General features: G+C 68.7%; 22 protein-coding genes. 14 read left to right on the forward strand and 8 right to left on the reverse strand.

The features are described 5' to 3' along the window. The first annotated feature begins 17 nt into the window (after window positions 1-17). The 6 genes from EYW49_RS01295 to EYW49_RS01320 all read left to right on the forward strand — a co-directional run bounded on the left by EYW49_RS01295 (window position 18) and on the right by EYW49_RS01320 (window position 8,466). A complete protein-coding gene (locus EYW49_RS01295) occupies window positions 18-1,547 on the forward strand; it encodes an HD domain-containing phosphohydrolase (protein ID WP_131305118.1) in 1,530 nt (509 codons plus the stop codon). 432 nt (window positions 1,548-1,979) lie between these two features. Then, window positions 1,980-3,656, forward strand: coding sequence for a methyl-accepting chemotaxis protein (locus tag EYW49_RS01300; RefSeq protein ID WP_131305120.1), 1,677 nt, complete (start codon window positions 1,980-1,982; stop codon window positions 3,654-3,656). 157 nt (window positions 3,657-3,813) lie between these two features. After that, the gene (locus tag EYW49_RS01305) at window positions 3,814-4,482 is read left to right on the forward strand and encodes a flavin reductase family protein (protein WP_228259365.1); all 669 of its coding nucleotides are present in this window, start codon (window positions 3,814-3,816) and stop codon (window positions 4,480-4,482) included. A gap of 53 nt (window positions 4,483-4,535) precedes the next feature. Further along, window positions 4,536-6,092 (forward strand): gamma-glutamyltransferase family protein, encoded by a 1,557-nt coding sequence (locus tag EYW49_RS01310; protein ID WP_131305212.1) that lies wholly within the window; start codon window positions 4,536-4,538, stop codon window positions 6,090-6,092. Then, window positions 6,089-7,330: an amidohydrolase family protein gene (locus tag EYW49_RS01315; protein ID WP_131305124.1), complete on the forward strand. Its 1,242-nt coding sequence runs from the start codon at window positions 6,089-6,091 to the stop codon at window positions 7,328-7,330. Before EYW49_RS01310 ends, EYW49_RS01315 begins: the two co-directional genes overlap by 4 nt. 155 nt (window positions 7,331-7,485) lie before the next feature. Further along, a complete protein-coding gene (locus tag EYW49_RS01320) occupies window positions 7,486-8,466 on the forward strand; it encodes an LLM class flavin-dependent oxidoreductase (RefSeq protein ID WP_131305126.1) in 981 nt (326 codons plus the stop codon). Between the two features lie 16 nt (window positions 8,467-8,482). Here the strand turns inward: EYW49_RS01320 and EYW49_RS01325 are convergent, their stop codons facing one another. Both EYW49_RS01325 and EYW49_RS01330 read right to left on the reverse strand, forming a co-directional pair. Then, window positions 8,483-9,541, reverse strand: a complete 1,059-nt coding sequence (locus EYW49_RS01325) for a D-TA family PLP-dependent enzyme (RefSeq protein ID WP_131305128.1) — start codon at window positions 9,539-9,541, stop codon at window positions 8,483-8,485. Between the two features lie 86 nt (window positions 9,542-9,627). After that, window positions 9,628-10,392, reverse strand: a complete 765-nt coding sequence (locus tag EYW49_RS01330) for a DeoR/GlpR family DNA-binding transcription regulator (RefSeq protein ID WP_131305130.1) — start codon at window positions 10,390-10,392, stop codon at window positions 9,628-9,630. Window positions 10,393-10,638: 246 nt separating this feature from the next. On the opposite strand from EYW49_RS01330, the gene deoC reads away from it, so the two are divergent. The 7 genes from deoC (at window position 10,639) to rbsK (ending at window position 18,060) form a co-directional block, all read left to right on the forward strand. After that, a complete protein-coding gene (gene deoC, locus EYW49_RS01335; RefSeq protein WP_131305132.1) occupies window positions 10,639-11,292 on the forward strand; it encodes a deoxyribose-phosphate aldolase in 654 nt (217 codons plus the stop codon). Between the two features lie 83 nt (window positions 11,293-11,375). Continuing rightward, window positions 11,376-12,428: an autoinducer 2 ABC transporter substrate-binding protein gene (locus EYW49_RS01340; RefSeq protein WP_131305134.1), complete on the forward strand. Its 1,053-nt coding sequence runs from the start codon at window positions 11,376-11,378 to the stop codon at window positions 12,426-12,428. Window positions 12,429-12,516: 88 nt separating this feature from the next. Further along, window positions 12,517-14,016, forward strand: coding sequence for a sugar ABC transporter ATP-binding protein (locus tag EYW49_RS01345; protein ID WP_131305136.1), 1,500 nt, complete (start codon window positions 12,517-12,519; stop codon window positions 14,014-14,016). Between the two features lie 10 nt (window positions 14,017-14,026). Next, complete coding sequence (locus EYW49_RS01350) at window positions 14,027-15,004, forward strand: ABC transporter permease (protein ID WP_131305138.1); 978 nt, start codon at window positions 14,027-14,029, stop codon at window positions 15,002-15,004. A 14-nt stretch (window positions 15,005-15,018) separates the two neighbouring features. Continuing rightward, complete coding sequence (locus EYW49_RS01355; protein ID WP_131305140.1) at window positions 15,019-16,017, forward strand: ABC transporter permease; 999 nt, start codon at window positions 15,019-15,021, stop codon at window positions 16,015-16,017. Between the two features lie 9 nt (window positions 16,018-16,026). Next, window positions 16,027-17,109, forward strand: coding sequence for an aldose 1-epimerase family protein (locus EYW49_RS01360; RefSeq protein ID WP_131305142.1), 1,083 nt, complete (start codon window positions 16,027-16,029; stop codon window positions 17,107-17,109). A 24-nt stretch (window positions 17,110-17,133) separates the two neighbouring features. Beyond that, window positions 17,134-18,060, forward strand: a complete 927-nt coding sequence (rbsK, locus tag EYW49_RS01365; RefSeq protein ID WP_131305144.1) for a ribokinase — start codon at window positions 17,134-17,136, stop codon at window positions 18,058-18,060. 84 nt (window positions 18,061-18,144) lie between these two features. On the opposite strand, the gene EYW49_RS01370 is transcribed toward rbsK, so the two are convergent. The 6 genes from EYW49_RS01370 to EYW49_RS01395 form a co-directional block, all read right to left on the reverse strand. Further along, window positions 18,145-19,320 carry an aldose epimerase family protein gene (locus EYW49_RS01370; RefSeq protein ID WP_131305146.1) on the reverse strand — a complete coding sequence of 392 codons (1,176 nt, stop codon included), beginning with the start codon at window positions 19,318-19,320 and terminating at the stop codon, window positions 18,145-18,147. 226 nt (window positions 19,321-19,546) lie between these two features. Continuing rightward, on the reverse strand, window positions 19,547-20,596 hold the full coding sequence (locus tag EYW49_RS01375; RefSeq protein ID WP_131305148.1) for an SMP-30/gluconolactonase/LRE family protein: 1,050 nt from the start codon (window positions 20,594-20,596) through the stop codon (window positions 19,547-19,549). Window positions 20,597-20,837: 241 nt separating this feature from the next. Further along, on the reverse strand, window positions 20,838-21,671 hold the full coding sequence (locus EYW49_RS01380; RefSeq protein ID WP_131305150.1) for an aldo/keto reductase: 834 nt from the start codon (window positions 21,669-21,671) through the stop codon (window positions 20,838-20,840). A gap of 147 nt (window positions 21,672-21,818) precedes the next feature. Continuing rightward, the gene (locus EYW49_RS01385; RefSeq protein WP_265937385.1) at window positions 21,819-22,724 is read right to left on the reverse strand and encodes a 2-hydroxy-3-oxopropionate reductase; all 906 of its coding nucleotides are present in this window, start codon (window positions 22,722-22,724) and stop codon (window positions 21,819-21,821) included. A gap of 87 nt (window positions 22,725-22,811) precedes the next feature. Continuing rightward, window positions 22,812-23,591, reverse strand: a complete 780-nt coding sequence (gene garL, locus EYW49_RS01390; RefSeq protein ID WP_131305154.1) for a 2-dehydro-3-deoxyglucarate aldolase — start codon at window positions 23,589-23,591, stop codon at window positions 22,812-22,814. Window positions 23,592-23,708: 117 nt separating this feature from the next. Continuing rightward, on the reverse strand, window positions 23,709-25,073 hold the full coding sequence (locus tag EYW49_RS01395; protein WP_131305157.1) for an MFS transporter: 1,365 nt from the start codon (window positions 25,071-25,073) through the stop codon (window positions 23,709-23,711). Window positions 25,074-25,633: 560 nt separating this feature from the next. Here EYW49_RS01395 and EYW49_RS01400 point away from each other — a divergent pair. After that, window positions 25,634-26,359, forward strand: coding sequence for a FadR/GntR family transcriptional regulator (locus tag EYW49_RS01400; RefSeq protein WP_131305159.1), 726 nt, complete (start codon window positions 25,634-25,636; stop codon window positions 26,357-26,359). Window positions 26,360-26,363 lie beyond the last annotated feature (4 nt).

A 26,363-nucleotide genomic window follows, 5' to 3' on the forward strand; every position in this document is an offset into this window, starting at 1 on the left:
CAGGGCTGAGACTGAGAATGCGCATCTCGATCAAGATCTCCCTGATGGTCGGCATGGCCCTGTCGGTCGGATTTCTGGTGGGCCAAGCCGCCATGGCGGTGTCGATGCTGCGTCAGGTCCACACCACCAACACCGCCATCGCCACCGATTGGCTGCCGTCGGTGCGCGTGCTCGGCGAGATCAATCTGCACGCGACGCGCTATCGCCTGCGGGCGGCGCGTCACGTGATGAACGTCTACGACACCCACGTGCCGGAGATCGAGGCGCAACTCGCCGAGGAGGCCGCACAACTCCAGCAGGATTTCGCGAGTTACGAGCCGTTGATCTCGGACGAGGGCGAGCGCCGGGCGTGGACCGATTTCCGCGGCGACTGGAATCTCTACACCGCCGCTCAGGACGAGGTTCTGGCGGCGAGCCGGCGCGGCGACAAGGTGCGGGCCGCCGAGATCATCGAAGAGAGCCGCGACCTGTTCCTCGGCGCCATCGCCAAATTGACCCGGGAGATCGACACCAACAACGGCTATGTCGCCGCCGCGACGGTCGCCGCCGAACAAACCTATGCGCGCGCGCTGATCGCGGTCGTCGCCCTGGCGGTGATCGCGGTGATCTTCGGACTGGCGGTGTGGCGCTTCGTCGTGGTCACCGCCGCGACTGCCCTCGATCGGCTGATCGGGGCGATGAAGTCGATCGCCGCGGGGGACTTCGGCACGGCGATCCCGTCGCGCGAGCGCCGGGACGAGATCGGCGACATGGCCCAGACCCTGGTGGTGTTCCGCGACGGCCTCGCCGAAGCCGAACGCCTGCGCGCCGAGCAGGCGGCCCTCGACCTCGCCAATCTGCGGCTGATGCGCGAGGCCGAACAGAATCTGTCGGCCCTGGCGGAACGGCTCGACGCGGAGGTGACCCAGAAGACCCGCGACCTCGCCGAGCGCGAGCGCGAGATCATCTGGCGCCTGTCGCGCGCCACCGAACGGCGCGACAGCGACACCGGCGACCACATCGCCCGGATGGCGCGGATCGCCGGTCTGGTCGCCGAGGCGATGGGCCTGCCCGACGCCGACCGTCGCCTGATCGAACTCGCCGCCCAGATGCACGACATCGGCAAGGTCGGCATTCCCGACGACATCCTGTTCAAACCCGGCGCCTTCATGCCGGACGAACGACGGGTGATGGAGACCCATGCCCTGCTCGGCTGGGACATCCTCAAGGGCTCGGAATCGCGGCTAATCCAGATGGCCGCCGACGTGGCGGTCAGCCACCACGAGAAGTGGGACGGCAGCGGCTATCCCCGCGGCCTCGCCGGCGAGGCCATCCCACTGTGCGGCCGCATCGCCGCGGTCGCCGACGTGTTCGACGCGCTGCTGTCGCGCCGCGCCTACAAGGCCGAGTGGCCGATCGAAGAGGCGCGCGCCTACATCGCCGACAATGCCGGCCGGCATTTCGATCCGGCCTGCGTCGACGCCTTCTTCGCGCGCTGGGACGAAATCGCCGCGATCGCCGGGGTCTCCGCCTCCGAAGTCGCCGCCTCGGCGTCGGCCGCGGCCTGAGGATCGGGTCGGCACGTCGCGTTCGGCGTGTTCGCGCCGGTTCGCCCCCGTCCCGCGGCGCCTCGACAGTCTCCGCCAAGTCGCCGAAGCCTTTCCAACTTGGAAACATTCACCGCTTGCGATCAAGTCGCCGGCGACGTCGCCGTTTCGCTTCGATCGTATTGCGGTCATCCGCCATCCATTCCCCGGTGACGTGAAAATATTCTTATTCAACAGACATCGTCTTACGCGACGTAATTTCGATTTGTTCTTCTGATATGGTATCGCTTCAACTGGCATTACAATCAATTCTCGCGATTATCGACAATGCCACCATCTTGTTTCATTGGTCATTTCTTAACCAGGCCCATCTAGGATTGCTCTCACCACCCTGTCTCAAGCCGGCCCGGCGTTTCGAGGTCCGGTCGACATTCGACGTCGGAGAAGACTGCAATGAAAATCTCGGTCAAGGCATCGCTGATGGCGATCGTCGTCGTCCTGGTCGGCTTCCTGCTCGGCGAAGGCGTCGTCGCGATCTTCAATCTGAAGGCCATCCGGGCCACCACGGCCGAGATCACCGACGACTGGCTGCCCTCGGTGCGGGCGCTCGGCGAGATCAAATACGGAGTGACCCGTTACCGGCTCGCCGGCTCGCGCCATGTGATGAACGGCGACGAAGCGACCAAGAAGGAGATCGACGGGGTCCTCAAGGACTATCTCGCCCAGATCGAGAAGAGCTTCGCGGTCTACGAACCGCTGGTCACCAGCGCCGAGGAACGCGCCCTGTGGAGCGCGGTCAAGTCCAAGTGGGCGGCCTATGTCGCGGTGCAGGAGAAGACCCAGGCGCTGAGCAATTCCAAGGAGGCCGACAAGGCCACCCAGATGTTCAACGCCGCCAAGACCGAGTTCAATGCCGCGCTCGCCGATCTCGACCGGGGCGTCGAGATCAACAACAAGGGCGCGCTCGAGGCCACCCGCCGTGCCCAGACGACCTTCGACGCCGCCTTCGCCCAGATCCTGGTTCTCGCCGGCATCGCCGTGGCGGTCGGAGTCGGGGCCGGATTGTTCGTCGCGCTCGGCATCTCCGCCCCGTTGCAGCGCCTGACCGGCGCCATGCAGAAGGTGGCCGGCGGACAGCTCAAAGCCGACATCCCGTCGGTGACCCGCGGCGACGAGATCGGCGACATGGCGCGCACCCTGATCGTGTTCCGCGACGGTCTCGCCGAGACCGAACGCCTGCGCGCCGAAGAGGCCACGCGGGAAAAGGCCGCGGCCGAGCGAATGGTCGCCGAACGCCATCGCATCGCCGACCGCTTCCAGGAATCGATGGGGGCACTCGCCGAGGGCTTCGTCAATTCCTCGGCCGAGGTCGCCGACGCGGCCCGCAACCTCGCCGCCACCGCCGAAGAGACCTCGCGCCAAGCCGGCGCGGTCGCCGAAGCCGCCGAGACGGCGTCGGGCAACGTCGAGACCGTCGCCGCCTCGACCGAGGAGATGGCCGCCTCGGTGCGCGAGATCAACGAGCGCGTCTGCGATTCGACCCGGATCGCCAAGGTCGCGGCCGACGAAGCCGAGGCCACCCAAGAGAACATCCGATCGCTCTCCGGGGCCGCCGACCGCATCGGCGACGTGGTCAACCTGATCAAGGACATCGCCGGCCAGACCAACCTGCTGGCGCTCAATGCGACGATCGAGGCGGCACGCGCCGGCGAAGCCGGCAAGGGTTTCGCGGTGGTCGCCTCGGAAGTGAAGCAGCTCGCCGCCCAGACCGCCTCGGCGACCGACGAGATCGCCTCGACGGTCGGCCGGATCCAGGCGGCGACCGCCGAGACGGTGGCCTCGATCAGCCGCATCGTCGCGACCATCGGGACCATCCAGGAAGTGTCGGCGTCGATCGCCGGCGCCGTCCAGCAACAGGGTGCGGCGACGCACGAGATCTCCAGCAACACCCATCGCGCCGCCGAAGGCACCGCCCACGTCTCGCAGAACATTTCGGGCGTCGGCCATGCCGCCGAGATGACCGGTTCGGCGGCGACCCAGTTGATGGGTCTGTCCGGCGCCCTGTCGTCGGAAGCCGACCGTCTGACCAAGGAAGTGAAGGGCTTCGTGGCGACGTTGCGCGCCGGCTGAGGCGCCGATCGACCGGGACGGCGCTCCTTCGGGCAGCCGTGCCGGAAAATTGCGCTCGATCGCCGCGACGGGGCGTCGCATGCTGGCGCGGCGCGGGGCGTTCGAAACGATCGACGAGCCTCCGCGGCGAGGTGTGACGACGCGGCGGAGGCAGGACGTGCAGGACGACGACCCGACGGACCGGCGCGAAGCGTCGATCGGCTTCGACTTCGGCCGCCTCTCCGGCCGCGAACGCTACAAGCTGCTGATCGGCGCGATCGTGCCGCGCCCGATCGCCCTGGTGACCACCGTCGACCGCGACGGCCGGGTCAATGCCGCGCCCTTCTCCTTCTTCAACTGCCTGTCGGCCGATCCGGCGATCCTGGCGATCGGCGTCGAACGGCGCGGCGACGGGCGGCCCAAGGACACCGGCCGCAACATCCGCGACACCCAGGCCTTCACCGTCAACATCGTGTCGCGGGCCCTGCTCGACGCGATGAACACCTGCGCCGTGGCCTTCGAGCCGGAAGTCGACGAGACCGTCGCCGCCGGACTGGCGCTGCGGCCCGGCGTGGCGGTGCCCTGCCCGTCGCTGCTCGCCTCGCCGGCGTCGTTCGAATGCCGCCACCACGTCACCCTGGCGATCGGCGGCAGCCGCGACATCGTGCTCGGCGAGGTGGTCCACGCCCACATCCACCGCGACTGCGTGAACGAGCGGCTGCACGTCGATCCGGTCGTCCTCGACGCGATCGGCCGCATGGGCGGCGACCTCTATGCCTCGACCCGCGACTTGTTCGAGCTGCCGACCCCGTCGGTCGCCGAGTGGCAGGCGGCGACGCGCCGATGATCGACCGTCCCACGCTCGCCCCCTCCCCCGCCCTCGCCCGCTCGACCGGCGGCATGGTCACCAGCCCGCATGATCTCGCCAGCCGCGCCGGCGCCGAGGTCCTGGCGCGCGGCGGCAACGCCATCGAGGCGGCGATCGCCATCGGCGCGGTGCTGGCGGTGACCTATCCCCATTTCTGCGGGCTCGGCGGCGATGCGATCTGGATCGTCGCCGATCGCTCGGGCCGGCGGCGGGTGTTCTCGGCGATCGGTCAGGCGGCGGCGCACCCGCCGGCTGCCGATCCGATCCCGACCCGCGGGCCGCTCGCGGCGCTGACCTCGGCGGCGGTGGTCGACGGCTGGGGCCACGCGCTCGACTGGTCGGCGCGCCATTGGGGCGGCCGGGAGACGCTGGCGCGCCTGATCGAGCCGGCGATCGTCCTGGCCGAAGAGGGCTTCCCGGTGTCGCCGTCGCAGGCCTTCTGGCTCGATTTCCGCAAGGCCGAGACCGCCGGCTGGCCGGGCTTCGCCTCCGTTTTCGGGGCCGCGCACAGCACGGGGACGCCGTTCAGGCAACCGCAACTCGCCGAGACCCTGAAGGCGATCGCCGCCGAGGGGGCGCGCGGGTTCTACGAGGGGGCGCTGGCCCGGCGCATCGCCGCGGGGCTCGCGGCGGCCGGATCGCCGCTCGACGCCGCCGATCTCGCCGCCACGCGGACGCGCGAGGAGACGCCGCTGGCGCTCGACTACCGCGGCCTCACGCTGCTCGCCCCGCCGCCGCCCACGCAGGGCGTGACGACGCTGGGGATCATGGGGACGCTGGCGGCCTTCCCGATGGAGGCGATCGACGAAGGCGGGGCGGATTTCTACCATCTCTGCGTCGAGGCGGTGAAGGCGGCCTTCGACGACCGCCGCGGCCTCGCCGATCCCGATTTCGCGCCGCAGGCGGTCGAGGCGTGGCTGTCGGCGGGACGGCTCGCCGCCCATGCCGCCGGCATCGATCGTGACCGGGCGCGGCCGTGGCCGCCGAAGTTCCAGACCGGCGACACGGTGTTCCTCGCCGCCGCCGACGCGGAGGGCGGTGCGGTGTCGGTGCTGCAGAGCCTCTACTACGACTGGGGCAGCGGCGTGGTCGCCGGCGACACCGGCATCCTGTGGCAGAACCGCGGCGCCGCCTTCGGCCGCCGGCCCGACGATCCCAATCGGCTGGCGCCGGGCAAACGGCCGTTCTACACGCTGAACCCCGGTCTGGCGCTCGACGGGGACCGGCCGCATCTCCTCTACGGCACGCAAGGGGCCGACGGCCAGCCGCAGACGCTCGCCGTGCTCTTGTCGCGGCTGATCGACCACCGCCTCGATCCCGCCGAGGCGCTGCGGCGGCCGCGCTTCCTGCTCGGCCGCACCTTCTCCGACGGGCGCGACACGCTGAAGATCGAAGTGGACGCCGGCGAAGCGGTGATCGCCGACCTGATCCAGCGCGGCCATGAGGTGGCGCGACTGCCGGCGGGAAGCCCGCTCGCGGGTCAGGCCGGGGTGATCCGCATCGACGCCGACGGCAGCGTGACCGGCGCCCACGATCCGCGCAGCGACGGCCGGGCGATCGGCGTCGACCGACCGGGAGCGCTGTCGTGAGGGTCGATCTCCTGCTCCGGAACGCCCGGATCGCCGGCGCGGCCGGGCCGATCGACATCGCCGTGGTCGACGGCCGGATCGCCGCGCTCGCCCCGGACCTCGTCTGCGAGGCGGTCGAGAGCGAGGATCTCGGCGGCTGTTTCGCCTTCCCCGGCTTCGTCGAGACCCACATCCATCTCGACAAGGCCGGGATCCTCGGGCGCTGCCGGCTGTGCGAAGGCACGCTCGCCGAGGCGGTCGCCGAGACGGCGCGGGCCAAGGCGGGGTTCACCGAAGACGACGTCCATGCCCGCGCCTCACGGGTGGTCGCGGCGGCGATCCTCCACGGCACCACGCGGATGCGCACCTTCGTCGAGGTCGATCCGCGGGTGGGTCTGCGCTCCCTCGCGGCGATCCGGCGGGTGCGCGACGACTTCGCCGGAGCGATCGATCTGGAGATCTGCGCCTTCGCGCAAGAAGGCCTGACGCAGGAGCCCGAAACCGAGCGGCTGCTCGATGCGGCCCTCGCCGCCGGCGCCGATCTGATCGGCGGCTGTCCCTATACCGACCCCGATCCGGACGGCCACATCATCAGGATCTTCGCGCTGGCGCGACGCCACGGGGTCGACGTCGATTTTCACCTCGATTTCGATCTCGATCCGTCGTGGTCGCATCTGCCACAGGTGATCGCCGAGACCGAGCGGAACGGCTGGGGCGGGCGGGTGACGGTCGGCCACGTCACCAAACTGGCGATGGCGGCCCAGGACGAGGTGGAGGCCACCGCCCGCCGCCTCGCGGAGGCCGGGGTGGCGCTGACGGTGTTGCCGGCGACCGACCTGTTCCTGACCGGCCGCGACCTCGATCGCGCCCGGCCGCGCGGGGTGGCGCCGGCCCACCTCCTGGCGGCGGCCGGGGTGGTGACGTCGATCGCCACCAACAACGTCTCGAACCCGTTCACGCCCTATGGCGACGCCTCGCTGCTGCGGATGGCCAATCTCTACGCCAATGTCGCGCAGCTCGCCTCCGACGACGATCTCGCCGGCGTCTTCGACATGGTCGGGGCGAGCGCGGCGAAGCTGGTGCGGCAGGACTGGGGGCTCAGGGTCGGCGGGCCGGCCGACGTGGTGGTGCTCGACGCGCCCGATGCGGTGACCGCGCTGCGCGAGATCGCCCCGACCGTGGCGGGGTGGAAACGCGGCCGCAAGAGCTTCGAACGGCCGCGGGCGCGGCTGTTGCCGGGCGCCGGCGATCGGCGGTGAACGCCGCTCGACGCGGCGCCGTCGCGCGGACGTGAAGAGACAGCGCCGCGGGAACGCGTCAGAAGCAACACCCGGCGCGCCCTCGCCCGCGCCGGATCGCGGCGGGCGTCTCGCACGCCCGGCAGTCGCTCGGCGACGGAACGGAGACCTCTGCCATGGTGGCCTTGTCCATTCTCGATCTCGTCCGGGTGACCGAGGCGGTCGATGCGCGCGGCGCCCTCGACAATGCCCGCGACCTCGCGGCCAAGGCGGACGACTGGGGCTACACCCGCTTCTGGGTCGCCGAACATCACAACATGCCGGGCATCGCCAGCGCCGCCACCGCCGTGGTGATCGCCCACATCGCCGCGGGGTCCCGCCGCATCCGGGTCGGGGCCGGCGGCATCATGCTGCCCAACCATGCGCCGATCGTCGTCGCCGAGCAGTTCGGCACGCTCGCCCGCCTCTTCCCCGACCGCATCGACCTCGGCCTCGGGCGGGCGCCCGGCACCGATCCGGTCACCGTGCGGGCGCTCCGGCGCAGCCTCGAGAGCAGCGAGCAGTTCCCCCAGGACGTGTTGGAGCTGCAGGCCTATTTCGCGCCGGTCGGGCCGGGCCAGCGGGTCCAGGCGGTGCCGGCGGCGGGCACCGAGGTGCCGCTGTGGATCCTCGGCTCGAGCACCTATGGCGCGATGCTCGCCGCCCAGCTCGGCCTGCCCTATGCCTTCGCCTCGCATTTCGCGCCGGCGCAATTGCAGGCGGCGCTCGACCTCTATCGCGGCCGCTTTCGGCCGTCGGAGCAGGCGGCAAAGCCCCATGCGATGATTGGCGTCAACGTCATCGCCGCGGCGACCGACGCCGAGGCGCGGCGTCTGGCGACCACCCAGCAGATGGCGGTGACCGACATCTTCCGGGGAACGCGCGGGCTGAGCCGGGCGCCGATCGACGACATCGACACCTATTGGACACCGACCGAGAAGGCCCAGGCGCAGAACTGGCTCTCGTGTTCGGTGATCGGATCGCCCGACACGGTGCGGGCCGGCATCGCCGCACTGGTCGCCGAGACCGGTGCCGACGAGCTGATGATCGTCTCCGACGTGTTCGATCACGCCGCACGGCTGCGCTCCTACGAGCTGATCGCCGCCGCGGTCGGTTGACGGACGCCCCGCAGCGTCAGGTCATGCGGCCGCGGGCCACCACCGGCCAGACCGCGGTTCCGCCGGGGGCGCCCAGCACATGGACGGCGTCGACCATGTTCGACACCACGCAGGCGTGGTTGGGGACGATGCGCAGACGATCGCCGACCGCGAGCCCCAAGGGGCCGTCGGCGACGATCCGGCCGTGTTCCTCGGAGAGCTGGTCGATGCGCAGATCGGGCCGGCCGAGGACGTGGCCGTGGCCGGTCAGGCCGAACAGGTCGGAGGTCAGGATCTTGCTGCCGGCGTCGACGATGGCCCGCGACGCGTCCGGCACCGAGACCACGGTGGCGTGCACGGTCAGCGCACAGTCGTCCCAGCCGCACACGCCCCGCTCGACCAGCGACCGGTCGTTGTAGACATAGGTGCCCGGCCGATGCTCGGTGACCACGGCCACCTCGTGGGCGCGGAACATGTCGGGCGAGCCGCCCGAGGAGACCACCGCGACGGGCAGACCGGCGGCGTCGATCAATCGCGCGGCCTCCGCCAGGAAGGCCTGGACCGCGGCGCCGCCGCCGGCCGGCGGGTAGGTCATCAGCCCGCCGAAGGTCAGGCCGGGCGCGCCGGCAATCGCCAGCGCGAGGTCGCGGGCCCGTTCGGGCGAGCCGACGCCGCAGCGCCGGGCGCCGGTGTCGCATTCGACCAGCACGGTCAGCGGCTGCGGGGCGTCGGCGAAAGCTCCGGCGAGGCCGGCGATCACCTCAGGCCCGTCGGCGACCACCGACAGGCGGACCCGGCCGGCCAGAGCGCGCAAGCGGGCGAGCTTGTCGGCACCGACGATGTCGTAGGTGATGAAGACGTCGCGGATCGCCGGGCTGGCGTCGATCATCGCCTCGGCCTCGGCGATCTTCTGGCAGGTGAGGCCGATCGCCCCGGCGGCGAGCTGGCGCTCGGCGATCGCCGGAATCTTGTGGGTCTTGATGTGCGGGCGGACGGCGAGGCCATGAGCGTCGGCATAGGCCTGGAAACGGCGGATGTTGGCCTCGACCACGGCCAAATCGATCACGACGCAGGGCGTCGAGAAACTCTCGTCCACGTTTGTCTCTCCTCGATCGACGCGCCGCGCGGCCCTTCGCCGCGATATGAGCGCGGCGCGGCGCAGCCGTCAAACCGGGAGTCGGCTCACGGGGTGACGAGGCGGATGCCGCGGTCCTCGAAGAGGCGGCGGGTCTCGAAATCGACGGCGTCGGTGACGATCGCGTCGAAGGCGTCGACGTCGGCGAAATAGGCCGAGCGGACCTTGCCGAACTTGCTCGAGTCGACGACCAGATAGGTCGCCAGCGCCTTGCGCATCGCCTCCTGCTTGAAGCCGACCTCGTGGAAGTTCGAGCAGCTGACGCCGTGCGCCGGATGGACGCCGCCGGCGCTGAGGAAGGCCTTGTTGATGCCGATCCGGCGAAAATGCTCGAGCGCCTCGGGGCTGTCGAAGGAGGCGCTGGAGCGGTGATAGACGCCGCCGAGCAGGACCAGCTTGATCTGCTCGAAGCGGCGGACGACGTCGGCGATGTTCAGCGAGTAACAGACCACCGTCAGGTCCTTGGCGTCGGCGAGGCGGCGGGCGAGATGGGGCGTCGTCGTGCCGCAGTCGATGAACACGGTATCGCCCGGCTCCAGGAAGCCGACCGCCCGCTCGCAGGCGATCTTCTTGTTGCTGGAATGGGATTCGCGCTCGCGGTCGAGGACGTAACCGGTGCCGCTGCCGTTGCCCTGGGCACCGATGATGTGACCGCCGTAACAACTGAAGCGCTCGGGATGGGCCGCCACGTCGCGGCGGACGGTCATTTCCGAGACCTCCAGCAGGCTCGCCGCATCGGCGAGGCGCAGCGACCCGAAACTGTCGAGGGCGTCCGAAATCCGGTCCAGGCGCTGGGTCCGACGATCGTTCATGGCAAGTTCGGCCCTCTCGACCGAGGCCCCTCGCGACGCGAGGGACGGATGACGGTGACACGGGGTGCGTACGGCGGGCGCGGCGGGGCGGGGCGGCACGAGGGCGATGGAGCTCCTCAGAGTGAAATTCGACGGTCACGGCGCTGATATGTTCATGACGCCTATCCACCATAATGTGATCCTGCTAACATCGCTAGTGACACAAGGAACAAGTACACCGTTCTCACGCGGTCGCCGGAGCGAATCATGGACACGGTCGCCAACCTCCATTCCGTCATCGATCATACGATTCTGCGCCCGGATGCCCAGCGCGCCGAGGTCCTGCGCTTCTGCGCGGAGGCCCGCGCGCACGCGTTCTTCTCGGTCTGCGTCAACCCGGTGTGGATCCCGGTGGTCGCAGCGGCGCTGGCCGGCAGCGAGGTCGCGACCTGCTCGGTGATCGGCTTCCCGCTCGGGGCGATCCCGACCCCGGTCAAGGCGGCGGAAGCCGCCTGGGTGGTCGCCGCCGGCGCGACCGAGGTCGACATGGTGATCGACATCGGCGCCCTGAAGGACGGCGATCTGGTCCAGGTCCAGGCCGACATCGCCGCGGTCAAGGCGGCCTGCGGGCCGGCGCTGCTCAAGGTGATCATCGAGACCTGCCTGCTCAGCGACGCCGAGAAGGTCGCGGCCTGCCACTGCGCGGTGGCCGCCGGGGCGAACTTCGTCAAGACCTCCACCGGTTTTTCGACCGGTGGCGCCACCGTCGCCGACGTCGCCCTGATGCGCGCCACGGTCGGACCGACCATCGGAGTCAAGGCTTCGGGCGGCATCCGCACCCGGGCCGACGCGCTGGCGATGCTCGCCGCCGGTGCTTCGCGGATCGGCGCCAGCGCCGGCCTCAAGATCATCTCGGAGTGAGGGAGGGCCAGATCACCGAGACCTGACGGACGACCAAAAAACCAAGAACATCACCAGGGACTGAAACGTAAAGGAAAATGGCCATGAAGAAGCTGTTCGCCACGATCTTGACGGTTGCGACTCTCGCCGCCGGTGCGGCGTTCGCCGCAGGAAACGGCCCAATCGACACCTCCGCCGTGCGCAAGGACATCACCGCCACCGCCGCCGGCAAGAAGTTCACCATCGCCACCGTGGTCAAGGTCGACGGCATCGCCTGGTTCGACCGCATGCGCGACGGAATCAAGCAGTACAAGGCCGACACCGGCCACGACACCTGGATGCTCGGACCGAGCCAGGCCGACGCCGCGGCGCAGGTGCAGATCATCGAGAGCCTGATCGCGCAAGGGGTGGACGCCATCTGCGTCGTGCCGTTCTCGGTAGAAGCGGTCGAGCCGGTGCTGAAGAAGGCCCGCGATCGCGGCATCATCGTCGTCGCCCACGAAGCCTCCAACATCAAGAACGTCGACTTCGTGCTCGAAGCGTTCGACAACAAGGCCTATGGCGCCAAGTTGATGGAAGTGCTCGGCAAGGCGATGGGCGGCGAAGGCAAGTACGTCGCCACCGTCGGCTCGCTGACCTCCAAGTCGCAGAACGAATGGATCGACGGCGGCGTCGAATACCAGAAGGCGCATTTCCCCAAGATGCAGCAGGTCACGACTCGGCTCGAGACCTATGACGACGCCAACACGGACTACACCAAGCTCAAGGAAGTGCTGACCACCTATCCGGATCTCAAGGGCGTGCTCGGCGGACCGATGCCGACCTCGGCCGGCGCCGGTCGTCTGGTCGCCGAACGCGGCCTCAACGGCAAGCTGTTCTTCGCCGGTACGGGCCTGGTCTCGGTCGCCGGTCAGTATCTGAAGAACGACAACATCCAGTACATCCAGTTCTGGGATCCGGCGGTCGCCGGCTATGCCATGAACGTCGTCGCCACCCTGGCGCTCGAGAAGAAGGGCGGCGAGGTCAAGGCCGGCGCCAACCTCGGCCTGCCCGGCTACACCAACCTGCTCGCGCCGGTCGCGGGCCAGCCGAACCTGCTCTACGGGGCCGGTTGGGTCGGCGTGACCAAGGCCAACATGGGCGACTACAACTTCTGATCCGCCCTGCCGGCAACGAGGGTGCCGTTTCGGCACCCTCGACGTCGCGCGCGGCCTCGCCTCTCCGAAACCCGAGCGGATCGCCCCCATGTCGGACGTGTTCCTAGACCTGCGCAACGTCGTGAAACGATTTTCCGGCGTCGCGGCCCTCGACGACGTCTCGCTGACCATCCGGTCGGGCGAGATCCACTGCCTCGCCGGCGAGAACGGATCGGGCAAATCGACGGTCATCAAGGTGATGTCCGGCGTCTACCGCCCCGATTCCGGGTCGATCGCGATCGACGGCCGGACCCATTCGCACCTGACCCCGATCGAGGCGATCCGCCACGGCATCCAGGTGATCTACCAGGACTTCTCGCTGTTCGGAAACCTCACGGTGGCCGAGAATCTGGCGCTCAACACCGAGCTGCGCAACAAGCGCAAGCTGGTGAACTGGCGCTCGGTGCGCGATCTGGCGCGGCGCGCCCTCGACCGTCTCGGCGTCGACATCGACCCGGAACAGGAAGTCGACGAACTGTCGACCGCCGGCCGCCAGCTGGTGGCGATCGCCCGCGCGCTGATGTCCGATCCGCGCCTGTTGATCATGGACGAGCCGACCACCGCGCTGACCCGCAAGGAGGTCGAGACGATGTTCCGCATCGTCCGCGACATCCAGGCGCACGGCATCTCGATCCTGTTCGTCTCCCACAAGATGCGCGAGATGCTGGAGATCTCGGAGCGTCTGTCGGTGATCCGCAACGGCCGCATGGTCGCCGAAGGTCCGACCTCGAATTTCGACGAATCGACCATCGTCCGCCACATGACCGGCCACGACATCTCCAGCGAGACCTATCACTGGAAGGCCCCGGCGACGCCGACGCCGCCGCGCCTGGAGATCGCCGGGCTGACGCTCGCCGGCGCCTTCGAAGACTTGGCGCTGTCGGTCCATCCCGGCGAGATCGTCGGCCTGTCCGGCCTCCTCGGCTCGGGGCGCACCGAAGTGGCGCAGGCGCTGTTCGGGCTCGAACCCGGCCACACCGGCACCGTCCGCATCGACGGCGTGCCGGTGCCGCTCGACCGGGTGCAGACGGCGATCGACGCCGGCATCGCCTATGTGCCGGAAGACCGCCTGACCGAGGGTCTGTTCCTGACCCAATCGATCGATCGCAACATTCTGGCGACGATCTACGAGCGGATCGCCGACTGGTCGGTGATCGATCGCCCCAAGGCGGCCAACCTCGCCGCGTCGTCGATCAAGGCGCTGCAGATCGCCACGCCCACCGGCGACAAGCCGGTCGGCGAGCTGTCGGGCGGCAATCAGCAGCGGGTGGTGCTCGCCCGCTGGCTGCTCACCGAGGCCAAGGTGCTGATCCTCAACGGCCCGACCGTCGGCGTCGACGTCGGTTCGAAGGCCGAGATCCACCGGATCATCCGCGATCTGGCGGTCGAGAAGGGTCTGGCGGTGGTGATGATCTCCGACGACATCCTGGAGCTCGTCCAGAACTGCAATCGCATCGTCGTCATGCATCGCGGGCGGTTCGTCGAGACCTTCGAGACCGCCGACACGTCCGAACAACGGATCAGCGACATGCTGACGTCCTTCAAGTGAGGCTGGCCCCATGACCCTTTTCCGCAGATCGGAAGTCGTCATCGCCGCCATCCTCCTGGTGGCGATGATCCTCATCGGCCTGGTCAATCCGGCCTTCTGGCAGGTCGACAACCTGTTCTCGCTCCTGCGCTCCAACGTGATCATCGGGATCATGGCGCTGGGCGTGCTGCTGGTCATGCTGTCGGGCGGGTTCGACGTGTCGTTCCCGGCCTTCGCGGTCGCGGCGATGTATCTGACCGTCAAGGGCATGCTCTATTTCGGCTATGTCGGTGTGCTCGTACCCTTCGTCTGCGCGATCCTGATCGGCGCGGCCTGCGGCTCGATCAATGCCTTCTTCGTGTGGAAATTCCGCATGATCCCGCTGATCGTGACGCTCGGCACCGGTTCGATGGTGCGCGGCTTCCTGCTCGGCGTGGTCGGCACTTCGATGATCAACATCGACCGCTTCCCGCCGGTGCTGATCGACTTCGCCAAGGCCGAGGTTTTCACGATCACCAAGGCCGACGGCACCCATTCGGGCCTCACCGCGATGGTGCTGATCTATTTCGCGCTGGCGCTCGGCGTCCACCTGATGCTGCGCCACACGATGATCGGCCGTTCGATCTTCGCGCTGGGGGGCGGCGCAGAAGCCGCGACCCGGGTCGGCTTCGATCTGAAGAAGACGATCTTCTTCATCTATTGCCTCGCAGGCGCCTTGGCGGGCTTCGCCGGCATGCTCCACTGCTCGATGATCTGGCTGGCCAATCCGCGCGACTTCGTCGGCACCGACCTCGAAGTGATCGCCGCGGTGGTGCTCGGCGGCGCCTCGATCTTCGGCGGGCGCGGCAGCGTGCTCGGCACCATGCTCGGCGTGTTCATGCTGGTGATGGTCAAGAACAGCCTGATCATCATGAAGGTCGACACCACCTGGCAGCTGGTCGTGGTCGGCTCGATCATCGTCATCGCGACGGCGGCGACCGCCTGGCGTGACCGCAAGCGGCAAGCCTGAGGGAGGGACACGCCATGGGAAAACACGCCTTCGACGTCCGGTCCCTGATCAACCGCGACAACAACATCGTCCAGCTTCTGGGGATGGTCGTGGTGATCATGGTCGTCATGACCTTCCTCTCGCCGGACAAGTTCCTGCGCTACTACAACTTCGAGAGCCTGACCTACCTGTTTCCGGAGCTCGGGGTGCTGTCGATCGCCATGCTGGTGGCGATGCTGACCGGCGGCATCGACCTGTCGATCATCGGCATCGCCAACGTCTCGGCGATTCTCGCCGGGCTGTTCTTCCACCACTTCGTGGGGCGTGAGGGGATCGCGAGCGGCGACGGCACCGGCATCGTGTTCCTCGGCATCGTCCTGTCGCTGACCATCGGGGCGGCGGCCGGGGCCTTCAACGGCTTCCTGATCACCAAGCTCCGGGTGACGCCGATCCTGGCGACGCTCGGCTCGGGTCAGGTGTTCACCGGCATCGCCCTGGTGCTCACCGGCGGACCGGCGATCGTCGGCTTCCCGGTCGCCTGGGACTGGATCGGCAACGGCAAGATCTTCGGCCTCGCCGTGCCCTTCGTGCTGTTCATCGTCATCGCGCTGGGCATGGCCTTCCTGTTGACGCGGACCACCTTCGGCGTCTCGCTGCAGCTGATCGGCACCAACCCCAAGGCCGCGGTCTATGCCGGGCTCGACAAGACGCGGATGATCTTCCTGAGCTACGTGGCGACGGGGATGCTCGCGTCGATCGCCGGGATCATGCTGTCGGGGCGCACCAACGCCGCCAAATCCGACTACGGCACCTCGTATCTGCTGCAGGCGGTGCTGATCGCCGTGCTCGGCGGCACCAATCCGGCCGGCGGCAAGGGCACGGTGGCCGGGGTGTCGATCGCGGTGATCGCCCTGATGCTGCTGTCGTCCGGCTTCCAGATCCTGCGTTTCTCCAATCACCTGATCGACTTCATCTGGGGCGCCTTCCTGCTCCTGGTGATCGTGATCAACGCCTACAAGAACCGCAACCGTTGAGAGGGCGTCATGCCGACCACCTCCATCTCCCTGCGCGACGTCTTCTTCGGCGAAGCCGAGCGCGAAATCGCCCGCGCCGGTGAACTCGTCGCCAGTCTCTTCCGCTACGGCTCCGGCATCGCCGCGCTGCGGCTCGCCAACGCCCGCGGCCACGTCGTGGTCCTGCCGTTCATGGGCCAGATGGTGTGGGACGCGATCTTCGACGGCGTCGATCTGTCGATGCAGGACATGTTCGCCGAGCCGCGCCCCGCCGAGTCGATCGTCGGCACCTACGGCTGTTTCGCCTTCCATTCGGGGCTCCTGTCGAACGGCTGTCCGTCGCCGCAGGACAGCCATCCGCTGCACGGCGAGATGCCCTGCGCGCCGATGCAGGCCGCCGGCCTCGACATCGGCGAGGACGGCGAGGGGCCGTTCATGGCGGTGACCGGCACGCGCGAATGGGTGATGGGCTTCGGCGCCCATTATCTGGCGCGGCCGCGGGTCGTGCTGCGGCCGGGCAAGGCGCTGTTCGACATCGAGATGGCGGTCGAGAACCGGTCCTTCGCGCCGATGGACCTGATGTACATGGCCCACGTCAACTTCGCCTTCGTCGAGGGCGGGCGCATCGTCCAGCCGACCGGCTTCACCGCCAAGGACACAGTGGTGCGCACCGCGGTGCCCGGCCACGTCAAAGCCACCCCCGCCTATCTCGGCTTCATCGACGCCCTCGCCGCGGATCCGTCCGGCATGGAAGTGCTCGACGAGCCCGCGCGCTACGACCCGGAGCAGGTGTTCTACGTCCGCAATCTCAAGACCGACGCGACCGGACACACCCGCGTGCTGCTGCGCCGGCCGCAGGGCGACGCGCTGTCGATCGCCTGGAAACTCGCCGATCTGCCGCACACCGTGCGCTGGATCCTGGTCAACGGCGATCAGAAGGTCGCGGCCTTCGCGCTGCCGGCGACCTGCGAGCCGGAGGGCTATCTCGCCGAGAAGGCCAAGGGCCACGTGCGCAGCCTCGCCGCCGGCGCGACCGCGCGCTTTTCGGTGCGCCTCGGCCATCTCGACGGCGCCGAAGCCGATGCGGCGGAAGCCGCGATCCGCCGTTACTGAACAGCGACAAGAGGAGAGCGGGCCATGCCCGGAAGGATCGCCGTCGTCGGGTCCAACATGGTCGACCTGATCAGCTACGTCACCCGCATGCCCGATCGCGGCGAGACGATCGAAGCGCCCGACTTCCGCATGGGCTGCGGCGGCAAGGGCGCCAATCAGGCGGTCGCCGCCGCCAAGCTCGGCGCCGCGGTGATGATGGTGACCAAGGTCGGCGACGACATCTTCGCCGACAACACCATCGCCAACTTCCGGCGCTTCGGCATCGACACCAAGCACGTCGAGAAGGTGCCCGGTACCTCGTCGGGGGTGGCGCCGATCTTCGTCGAGCCGTCGGGCGAGAACTCGATCCTGATCATCAAGGGCGCCAATGCCCATCTGCTGCCGGCCGACATCGACCGGGCGGCCGAGGATCTGAAGACCTGCGATCTGATCCTGATGCAGCTCGAGGTGCCGCTGGAGACGGTCTATCACACCATCGACTTCGCCCGCGCCCACGGCATCGAGACGATCCTCAATCCGGCGCCGGCCGCCCCGCTCGATCCGGCGCAGGTCTCGAAGGTGACCTTCCTCACCCCCAACCAGACCGAGCTGGCGCTGATCTCCGGCATGCCGGTCGGCGACGAGGGCCAAGCGATCGCCGCCGCCCGCTCGTTGATCGCGAGCGGCATCCGCACGGTGATCGTGACGCTGGGGTCGAAGGGGGCGCTGCTGGTCACCGCCGAGGCGGTGTCGCACGTGCCGCCGGTCAAGGTCACGCCGAAGGACACCACCGGCGCCGGCGACGCCTTCATCGGCAGCTTCGCCCGGTTCTACGTCGAGAGCCGCGACGTCGCGGCGGCCTTGAAGCTCGCGGCGCTCTATGCCGCGGATTCGATCACCAAGCCGGGGACCCAGACGTCCTATGCCACGGCGGACGAGTTCGAAGCCCTTCGCCGCGCGACGGTGGCCTGAACGTCCTCGAGACGACGCCGCCCGGGCGGACCCGGGCGGCGCAACTTCGACAGACGGATGCGTCCACATCCCCGGTTCAGGGGGTCACTTCTTGTCGGTGAGGAAGCGGTAGACGATCTGGCCGGTGTACCACTGACCGGGGTTCAGCACGGTCGAGGGGAAGTCCGGGTGATTGACGCTGTCGGGGAAGTGCGACGGCTCCAGGCAGAAGCCGCTGCGGAACTTGTAGACGACCCCGCCCTTGCCGACGTCGCGCGGCACTTTGCCTTCGAGGAAGTTGCCCGAATAGAACTGGACGCCGGGCTCGGTGGTCCACACCTCGAGGATGCGGCCCGACACCGGTTCTGAAACGCGGGCGGCGAGTTCCAGACCCTCGGTCTTCTTGGCGATCACGAAGTGATGGTCGAAGCCGCCGGCGGCCTTCAGCGCCGGGAAGTCGGCCTCGATGTCGCGGCCGATCGGCTTCGGGGTGCGGAAGTCGAGCGGCGTTCCGGCGACCGGCAGGATCTTGCCGGAGGGCACCAGGGTCGCATCGATCTCCAGGGTCTTCTCGGCGTTGAGTGTGACCTGATGGTCGTAGATCGACGAGCCGAGATCGCCCGACAGGTTGAAGAAGGTGTGCTGGGTGAAGTTGGCGACGGTCTTCTTGTCGTTGGCCACCGCCGCCCATTCGATCGACAGACTGTCGTCGTCCTTCAGCGTATAGACCACCCGTACCGGCAGCGTGCCGGGGAAGGATTCTTCGCCGTCCTTGAACACGTAGGACATCTCGACCGAAGCCGGCGAGAGCTGGCGGGCGTCGAAGACGACGAAGCGCGAGCCCTTCTTGCCGCCGTGCAGGGTGTTCTCGCGCGGGTTGGCGCCGGAGGCGAGATCGTTGATGGCGAGCTGGTACGCCTGGCCGTCGAGGGTGAAGCGGCCCTTGGCGATGCGGTTGGCATAGCGGCCGACGAAGGCGCCGAGCGAGCCCTGGCCGTTCTGCTGGGTCTCGAGCGAGGGATAGCCCTGGGCGATGTCGCCGAGGCGACCGGCGCGGTCGGGCACCAGGATCTGCTCGATGCGGGCACCCCAATTGGTGATGCGGACGACCACGCCATGGGCGTTGGTCATGGTCCAGAGCGAAACCGGCTTGCCGTCGACGGTGGCCTGATAGTCGGCGGCCTTGATCTCGGTATAGGCCGGCGCCGCCGGCTGCGGATCGGCGGCATAGGCCAGACCCGACAGGCTCAGGCACCCCAAGGTGCATAGAAGTGTCTTCATCGTTCTCTCCCTGACTGCGCGTTCGACCTCGGCTTCGACGGGTCGATTGGCATGGCTGTATAGTGGCCCGACCAATTGATCCGAACAAGCCGCGGCGGTCCATCCGTCGGGCGTGCCCGAGAGAGGACTGCGCTGTTTTGTCTCGGGAGAGGCACAACCGGACCACCGAGGCCGGCGACCGGGGGGATGCGGCGGCGAGGATCCCGCCGCCGCATCGATCAGCAGGTCACCACGCGGTGGCGCCGCGGGCGTTGGTCATCAGCGAATAGATCGAGTGACTGGAGGCCATGAACAGGCGGTCATGGTTGGCGCCGCCGAAGGTCAGGTTGGCGCAGCGCTCGGGCAGCGTGATGTGGGCGATCGCCTTGCCCTCGGGCGAGAACACCCGGACGCCGTCGAAGGCATCGGAGCCCTGGCCCCAGCCGCACCACAGGTTGCCGTCGGCGTCGCAGCGGAAGCCGTCCGGGGTCGCGCCCGCCTCGGCGACGAGGAGAATGCGGCTGTTGGCGATCCGGGTGCCGTTGTCGACGACGTCGTAGGCGCGGATCTGGCGCGGCACGGTGCGCGATTCGATCACGTAGAGGATCTTCTCGTCGGGCGAGAAGCACAGGCCGTTCGGCCCCTTGATGTCGGTCGCCATCGCCGTGATCTTGCCGTCCGGCGCGATGCGATAGACGGTCCCGGGCAATTCGGGCTTGGACATGCGTTCGCTGGGGTTCGGCCCGAAGGCCGGATCGGTGAACCACACCGAGCCGTCGGAGCGCGAGACGATGTCGTTGGGCGAGTTGAGCGGCTTGCCCTCGAACTTGTCGGCGATCACGGTGATCGACCCGTCGATTTCGGTGCGGGTGACGCGGCGATAGAGGTGCTCGCAGGTGATCAGCCGGCCCTGGAAGTCGCGGGCATTGCCGTTGGAGAAGTTCGACGGCGAGCGATAGGCCGAGACCTCGCCGGTCACTTCGTCCCAGCGCATCATCGCGTTGCCGGTGACGTCGCTCCACAGCAGGCACCGCCAGTCGCCCATCCACACCGGACCTTCCGCCCAGCGGCAGCCGGTGGCGATGCGCTCGACGGTCGCCGACGACACCCAGTATTTCTTGAAGGCATCGTCGAGGATCTTGACCGCGGGGTCGGGAATGCGGGTCGACGGCTCCCAACCGGCGACGGCGGAGCCGCTGGTGGCGGCGACCGCGGCGAGGGTCGCGGCGCCGGTGATCAGGGCGCGGCGCGACGGCGAGAAGGCTTCGGTCCCGTTCGGGACGTTCTGGTCGGTCATGGCAATCTCCTTGGGTTTTCCGATCGAAAATGGGAAATTCGCTTCCTCTGGGTGCGCCGGCCCTTCGTGCGGGGCCAATCACGGATTGCGTTCGCTCCCTTCTCCGGGCGATGCCGGTCGAGAGGCTGGAGATCTTCGATCGACGCCGGGGCGGCCGGCGCGGGCGAAGCGCGGCCGATCGCGCCGAACCGGGGTCCGGCGCGTCGGGGATGGGACCTGCGTGAACTTCCGATTTGCGTCGTCAGAGCATTTCGAGCGGCGTCGAGCCGCGGGGCGGCGGGAACAGGGCGTCGAGCGCCGCGCGGATCTCCGGCGTCAGGCGCACGTCGAGAGCGGCGGCGTTCTCCTCGAGCCGCGCGCGATGTCCGGTCTTGGGGATGGCGATCACCCGGTCGCGGTCGAGCACCCAGGCCAGCGCCAGTTGCGCGGCGGTCCAGCCGTGGGCGGCGGCGAGGCGGGCGAGTTCGCGGTCGGCGAGCAGGCGACCCTGTTCGATCGGCGAATAGGCCATGATCGGCAGCCCGCGCGCCTTCGCCCAGGGCAACAGGTCCCATTCGATGCCGCGCCGCGACAGGTTGTAGAGGACCTGATCGGTGCCGACGCCCTCGCCGCCGGGGGTGGTGGAGAGTTCGGCCATGTCGACGAGATCGAGGTTGGACACGCCCCAGCGCCGGATCTTGCCGTCGCGCTTCAGGGTCTCGAAGGCCTCGATGGTCTCGGCGAAGGGCACGCTGCCGCGCCAGTGCAACAGATAGAGATCGAGGCGATCGGTGCCGAGGCGGGTCAGCGAACGTTCGCAGGCGGCGATGGTGCGGGCCCGGGTGGCGTTGTGCGGATAGACCTTGGAGACCAGGAAGACCTCGTCGCGACGCCCGGCGATCGCTTCGCCGACCAGCCGTTCGGAGGCGCCCTCGCCGTACATTTCGGCGGTGTCGATCAGGGTCAGGCCGAGTTCGAGGCCACGGCGGAGCGTCGCCAGTTCCTCGGCCCGCGCGCCGCGCGCCTCACCCATCATCCAGGTGCCCATTCCCAGGGCCGGGACGGCGGTGCCGTCGGGGAGCGTCACGGTCTTCATCGCACACCTCGGGTCGGGAAACGCCGCCGCACGGGCGGCGGGGCGTCGGGGATGAAGCGTCGTCGCCGGTCGCGGGGTTTGCGCGGCTCGCGAGGGGGCGCCCTCGGACGTCCCGGGGCGGGGACGTCCGAGGGCCGAGATCGACCGTCAGGCGGTCTGGCCGATCTCGAAGTTCGCCAGCAGTTCCAGCGCCTTGACCATGCCGGAGTGATCCCAGGCGGAGCCGCCGCGCGCGGCGCAGGCGTTGAACAGCTCCTGGCAGGTGGCGGTGTTGGGCAGCGCGATACCCATCTGGCGGGCGGCGGTCAGCGCCAGATTGAGATCCTTCTGGTGCAGGGCGATGCGGAAGCCCGGGTCGAAGGTCCGGTCGACCATGCGCTTGCCGTGGACTTCGAGGATCTTCGACGAGGCGAAGCCGCCCATCAGCGCCTGACGGACGCGGGCCGGATCGGCACCGGCCTTGGAGGCGAACAGCAGCGCCTCGCCGACCGCCTCGATGGTCATGGCGACGATCATCTGATTGGCGACCTTGGCGGTCTGCCCGGCGCCGACGCCACCGACCAGGGTGATGTTCTTGCCCATCAGCTGGAACAGCGGCTCGACCACCGCGAAGGTCGCGTCCTTGCCGCCGACCATGATCGACAGGGTCGCCGCCTTGGCGCCGACTTCGCCGCCCGACACCGGGGCGTCGAGGTATTCGCAGCCGAGCGCTTCGATCTTGGCGGCGTACTGCTTGGTTTCGATCGGCGAGATCGACGACATGTCGACGACGATCGCGCCCTTCTTCAGGCCTTCGGCCGCGCCGTTCTCGCCGAACAGCACCGCCCCGACGTGCGGGGTATCGGGCACCATGACGAAGAAGATGTCGCAGGCCGCGGCGACCTCCTTGGACGAGGCGGCCTTCTTCAGACCCTTGGCGACCAGTTCGGCCGGCAGGTCCTTCAGATCATAGGCGGTGACTTCGTGACCGGCGGCGAGAAGATGACCGACCATCGGCGTGCCCATGATGCCGAGACCGACGAAACCCAACTTGCTCATGACTGCTCTCCTGATTGAGACGGCGGCGTCCACGGCACGACGGGGCGGCCGGACGCGGCGGATGCGAGGGACGGCGGACCCGCGGGCCCGCCTTCCGGGGACTCAGAGATACTTGTCGTGCAGCGCCCGGGTGGCGGCGCGGAAGACCCCGAGATCGGAGCCGACGGCGACGAAGGTGGCGCCCTGCTCGATGTAGCGGCGGGCGTCGGCTTCGACCGGGGCGAGGATGCCGACCGCCTTGCCGTGCGCCTTGGCCGCGGCGAAGACCACCGCCATCGCCGCCTGGACGTCCGGGTGACCGGGATTGCCGAGGTGGCCGAGGGCCGCGGCGAGATCGGAGGGGCCGATGAACAAGCCGTCGACCCCGGGGACCGCGGCGATCTCGGCGGAGGCCTCGACGCCGGCGAGGTTCTCGATCTGGACGACGACGCAGATCTCGTCGTTGATGATCTGCATGTAGTTCTCGACCGTGCCGTAGCGGTTCGAGCGCTGGGCGACCGAGACACCGCGCACGCCGTCCGGCGGATAGCGGGTGGCGGCGACGGCGCGGCGCGCCTCTTCGGCCGACTGCACGAAGGGGATCAGGAAATTGTAGAAGCCGGCGTCGAGCAGGCGCTTGAGCAGCACCGTGTCGTTCCAGGCCGGCCGCACCACCGGCGCCGAGGGGCTGTCCTTCAGCGCCATCAGCTGCGGGATCAGCGACAGCACGTCGTTGGGCGCATGTTCGCCGTCGAGCAGCAGCCAGTCGAAGCCGGCCAACCCGAGGACTTCCGCGGTGATCGGGCTGCCGAGCGCGCTCCAACAGCCGATCAGCCGCTTGCCGGCGACGACGTCCCGCCGGAACTGATTGGGGAACGCCGTATAGGGAGTGGAAGCGGACATCGGGAGACACCTCGTTGCGAAGAGCGGAGGGCGGCCCGGGCGGGTCGCCGAAGGAGACGTGCCCTGCGGTTCCCGCCCCGGGTCAGGAGACGGGGAGCCGCAGGGTCCGGGCCGGGCTCACGCCACGACGCCGGGAAGCAGGGACTTGGTCAGCCGCACGCGCTCGATCTTGCCGACCACGAACAGCATCGACAACAGCGCCACCGCGGCATTGATGCCGACATAGGTCAGGGCCCAGGCGAAGCTGCCGGTCGCGGCCAGGATGTAGCCGATGACGATCGGCGTCACGATGCCGGCGGTGTTGCCGAAGGTGTTGAACAGCGCGCCGGACAGGCCGCCGGCCTGTTTCGGCGAGGTGTCGGAGACCACCGCCCAGCCGAGCGCGCCGACGCCCTTGCCGAAGAAGGCGAGCGACATGCAGGCGATCACCACCACGTCGGATTCGACGTAGTTGCAGGCGATCACCGACATGGCCATCAGCATGCCGGCGACGATCGGGGTCTTGCGCGCCGCCGACAGCGACCAGCCGGCCCGGAGCAGACGATCGGAGACCCAACCGCCGAGCACACCGCCGATGAAGCCGCAGATCGCCGGAAGCGAGGCGACGAAGCCGGCCTTGAGGATGGTCATGTGGCGCTCGGTGACCAGATAGACCGGGAACCAGGTCAGGAAGAAATAGGTCAGCACGTTGATGCAGTACTGGAAGATGTAGACGCCGAGCAGCATGCGGTTGGCCAGCAGCTCTTTGATGCAAGCGAGCGTGTCGACCTGACGGATCGCTGCCACCTTGGCATCGAGATCGACCAGTGCACCACCGGCCTGGATATAGTCGATCTCGGCCTGATTGACCTTGGGATGAGCCTTGGGGCCCCAGATCAGATGGTTCCAGAAGGCCGCCAGCACCAGGCCGAGGCCGCCCATGAAGTAGAACACCGCCTGCCAGCCGAAGGTGTGGACGATCCAGCCCATGATCGGCGCGAACAGCGCAGTCGCAAAATACTGGGCCGAGTTGAAGATCGCCGAGGCGAAGCCGCGCTCGTCGGTCGGGAACCACGCCGAGGTCAGGCGACCGTTGCCGGGGAAGGACGGCGCCTCGGCGGCCCCGACCAGGAAGCGCAGCAGGAACAGCGTGGCGACCGCGGCCCCACCGGTCAGGAAGCCGACGCCGCCCTGGAACATCGTGAACAGCGACCACAGGGTCAGACCGAAGAAGTAGGTGGTCTTCGAGCCGAAGCGATCGAGCAGCCAGCCGCCGGGCAGCTGGGCCAGGACATAGGACCAGGCGAAGGCGGAGAAGATGTAGCCCATCTGGACCGGCGACAGATCGAGCGCCTTGCGGATCTCCGGACCGGCGATGGCGATCGTGGCGCGATCGGCGAAATTGATCGTGGTGACCACGAAGAGCATGGCCAGGATGGCCCAGCGCACCCGGGTCGGGCGCATTCCCGTCGAAACACCCGACGTTGCGGAAACGGTCTGCATGGCTGGGGACCTCCCGTCCTCGTTGCTCTTGCTGCGGCCATCGCCCCCCCGGGGGCTCTGCGCCGCAGGACACCGATGCGCGGCGAGGATCTCTGCCGAATTCATCGGTCGTCATATGACTTGAGCGGCACTATAGGCAAGACCGCCGAAATCGCAAGCGTCGAAGCCACGAGTCCGACGGGCGTGCGTGGTCTTACGCAAGCCGGCGGCCGCGCTGCGGGGGCGTCGGTTCCGGCGCTGTTATCGGCGGTTTACGAGCGATTCTCGCGGCGGCGCCGCCACCTTCGGAGGGCGATCGCGAGGCGGCTGCGGCCGTCGGTCGGGGCCCGCGGGGGCTGCCGCTCAAGACGTCTGATGACTCGAGACGTCGTATGGGCTAAGTTCGGGTCAGCCGGATCCGGCGGAGGCTGCGCCGAGCGCTGTCGGGCGCCGCGGCGGGCCATCGTCCGGGAGTCGGATGGCGGGTTGTCACGGCGACGGTTCTCGTCGACTCTGTGGGATCGCGGTCCGACCCCGCGGATTCGTCCGCTCCTTCCTCACGACCCAGATTCGAGTCTCCCATGAGCCTCTCGCCCGCCCCGCACCGCCGCCGCAGCCTCGCCGAAACCGTGGTCGACGACCTCGTCGCCAAGATTCGCGACGGCCGCTACCGACCGGGTGAGCGTCTGCCGACCGAGCCGGCGGTGATGGCCGATCTCGGGGTCAGCCGCACGGTGGTGCGCGAAGCGATGTCGCGGCTGCAGGCGGCCGGCCTGGTCGAGACCCGCCACGGCATCGGCACCTTCGTGCTCGCCCCAGTGCCGGTGGTCACCCTCGACATGGGCACGGTGGTGACCATCCGCGACGTGATGGCGATGCTGGAACTGCGCATCAGCCTGGAGACCGAAGCCTCCGCCCTCGCCGCGCAGCGCCGCGACGACGCCCAGCTCGACGCGATGCAGCGGGCGATCGACAGTTTCGAGGCCGAGATCACGGCGGGCCGCGACGGCGTCGCCGCCGACTTCCAGCTCCACCTGACGATCTCCCAGGCGACCGGCAACCGCTATTTCGAGAGCGTGTTCCGCCACCTCGGCACCACCACGATCCCGCGCACCCGTCTCGACACGGCGCGCATCGCGCCGGAGCCGGGACCGGCCTATCTGTTCCGGACCAATCGCGAGCATCAGGCGATCTTCGACGCGATCGCCCGCCGCGACGCCGAATCGGCGCGGGCGGCGATGCGCATGCATCTCGCCAACAGCCGCGAGCGGCTGCGCCGGGTCGCCGAGGCCTCGCCCGAGGCCTGATCCG

The organism is Siculibacillus lacustris (assembly GCF_004328075.1).
GTDB lineage: Bacteria > Pseudomonadota > Alphaproteobacteria > Rhizobiales > Ancalomicrobiaceae > Siculibacillus > Siculibacillus lacustris.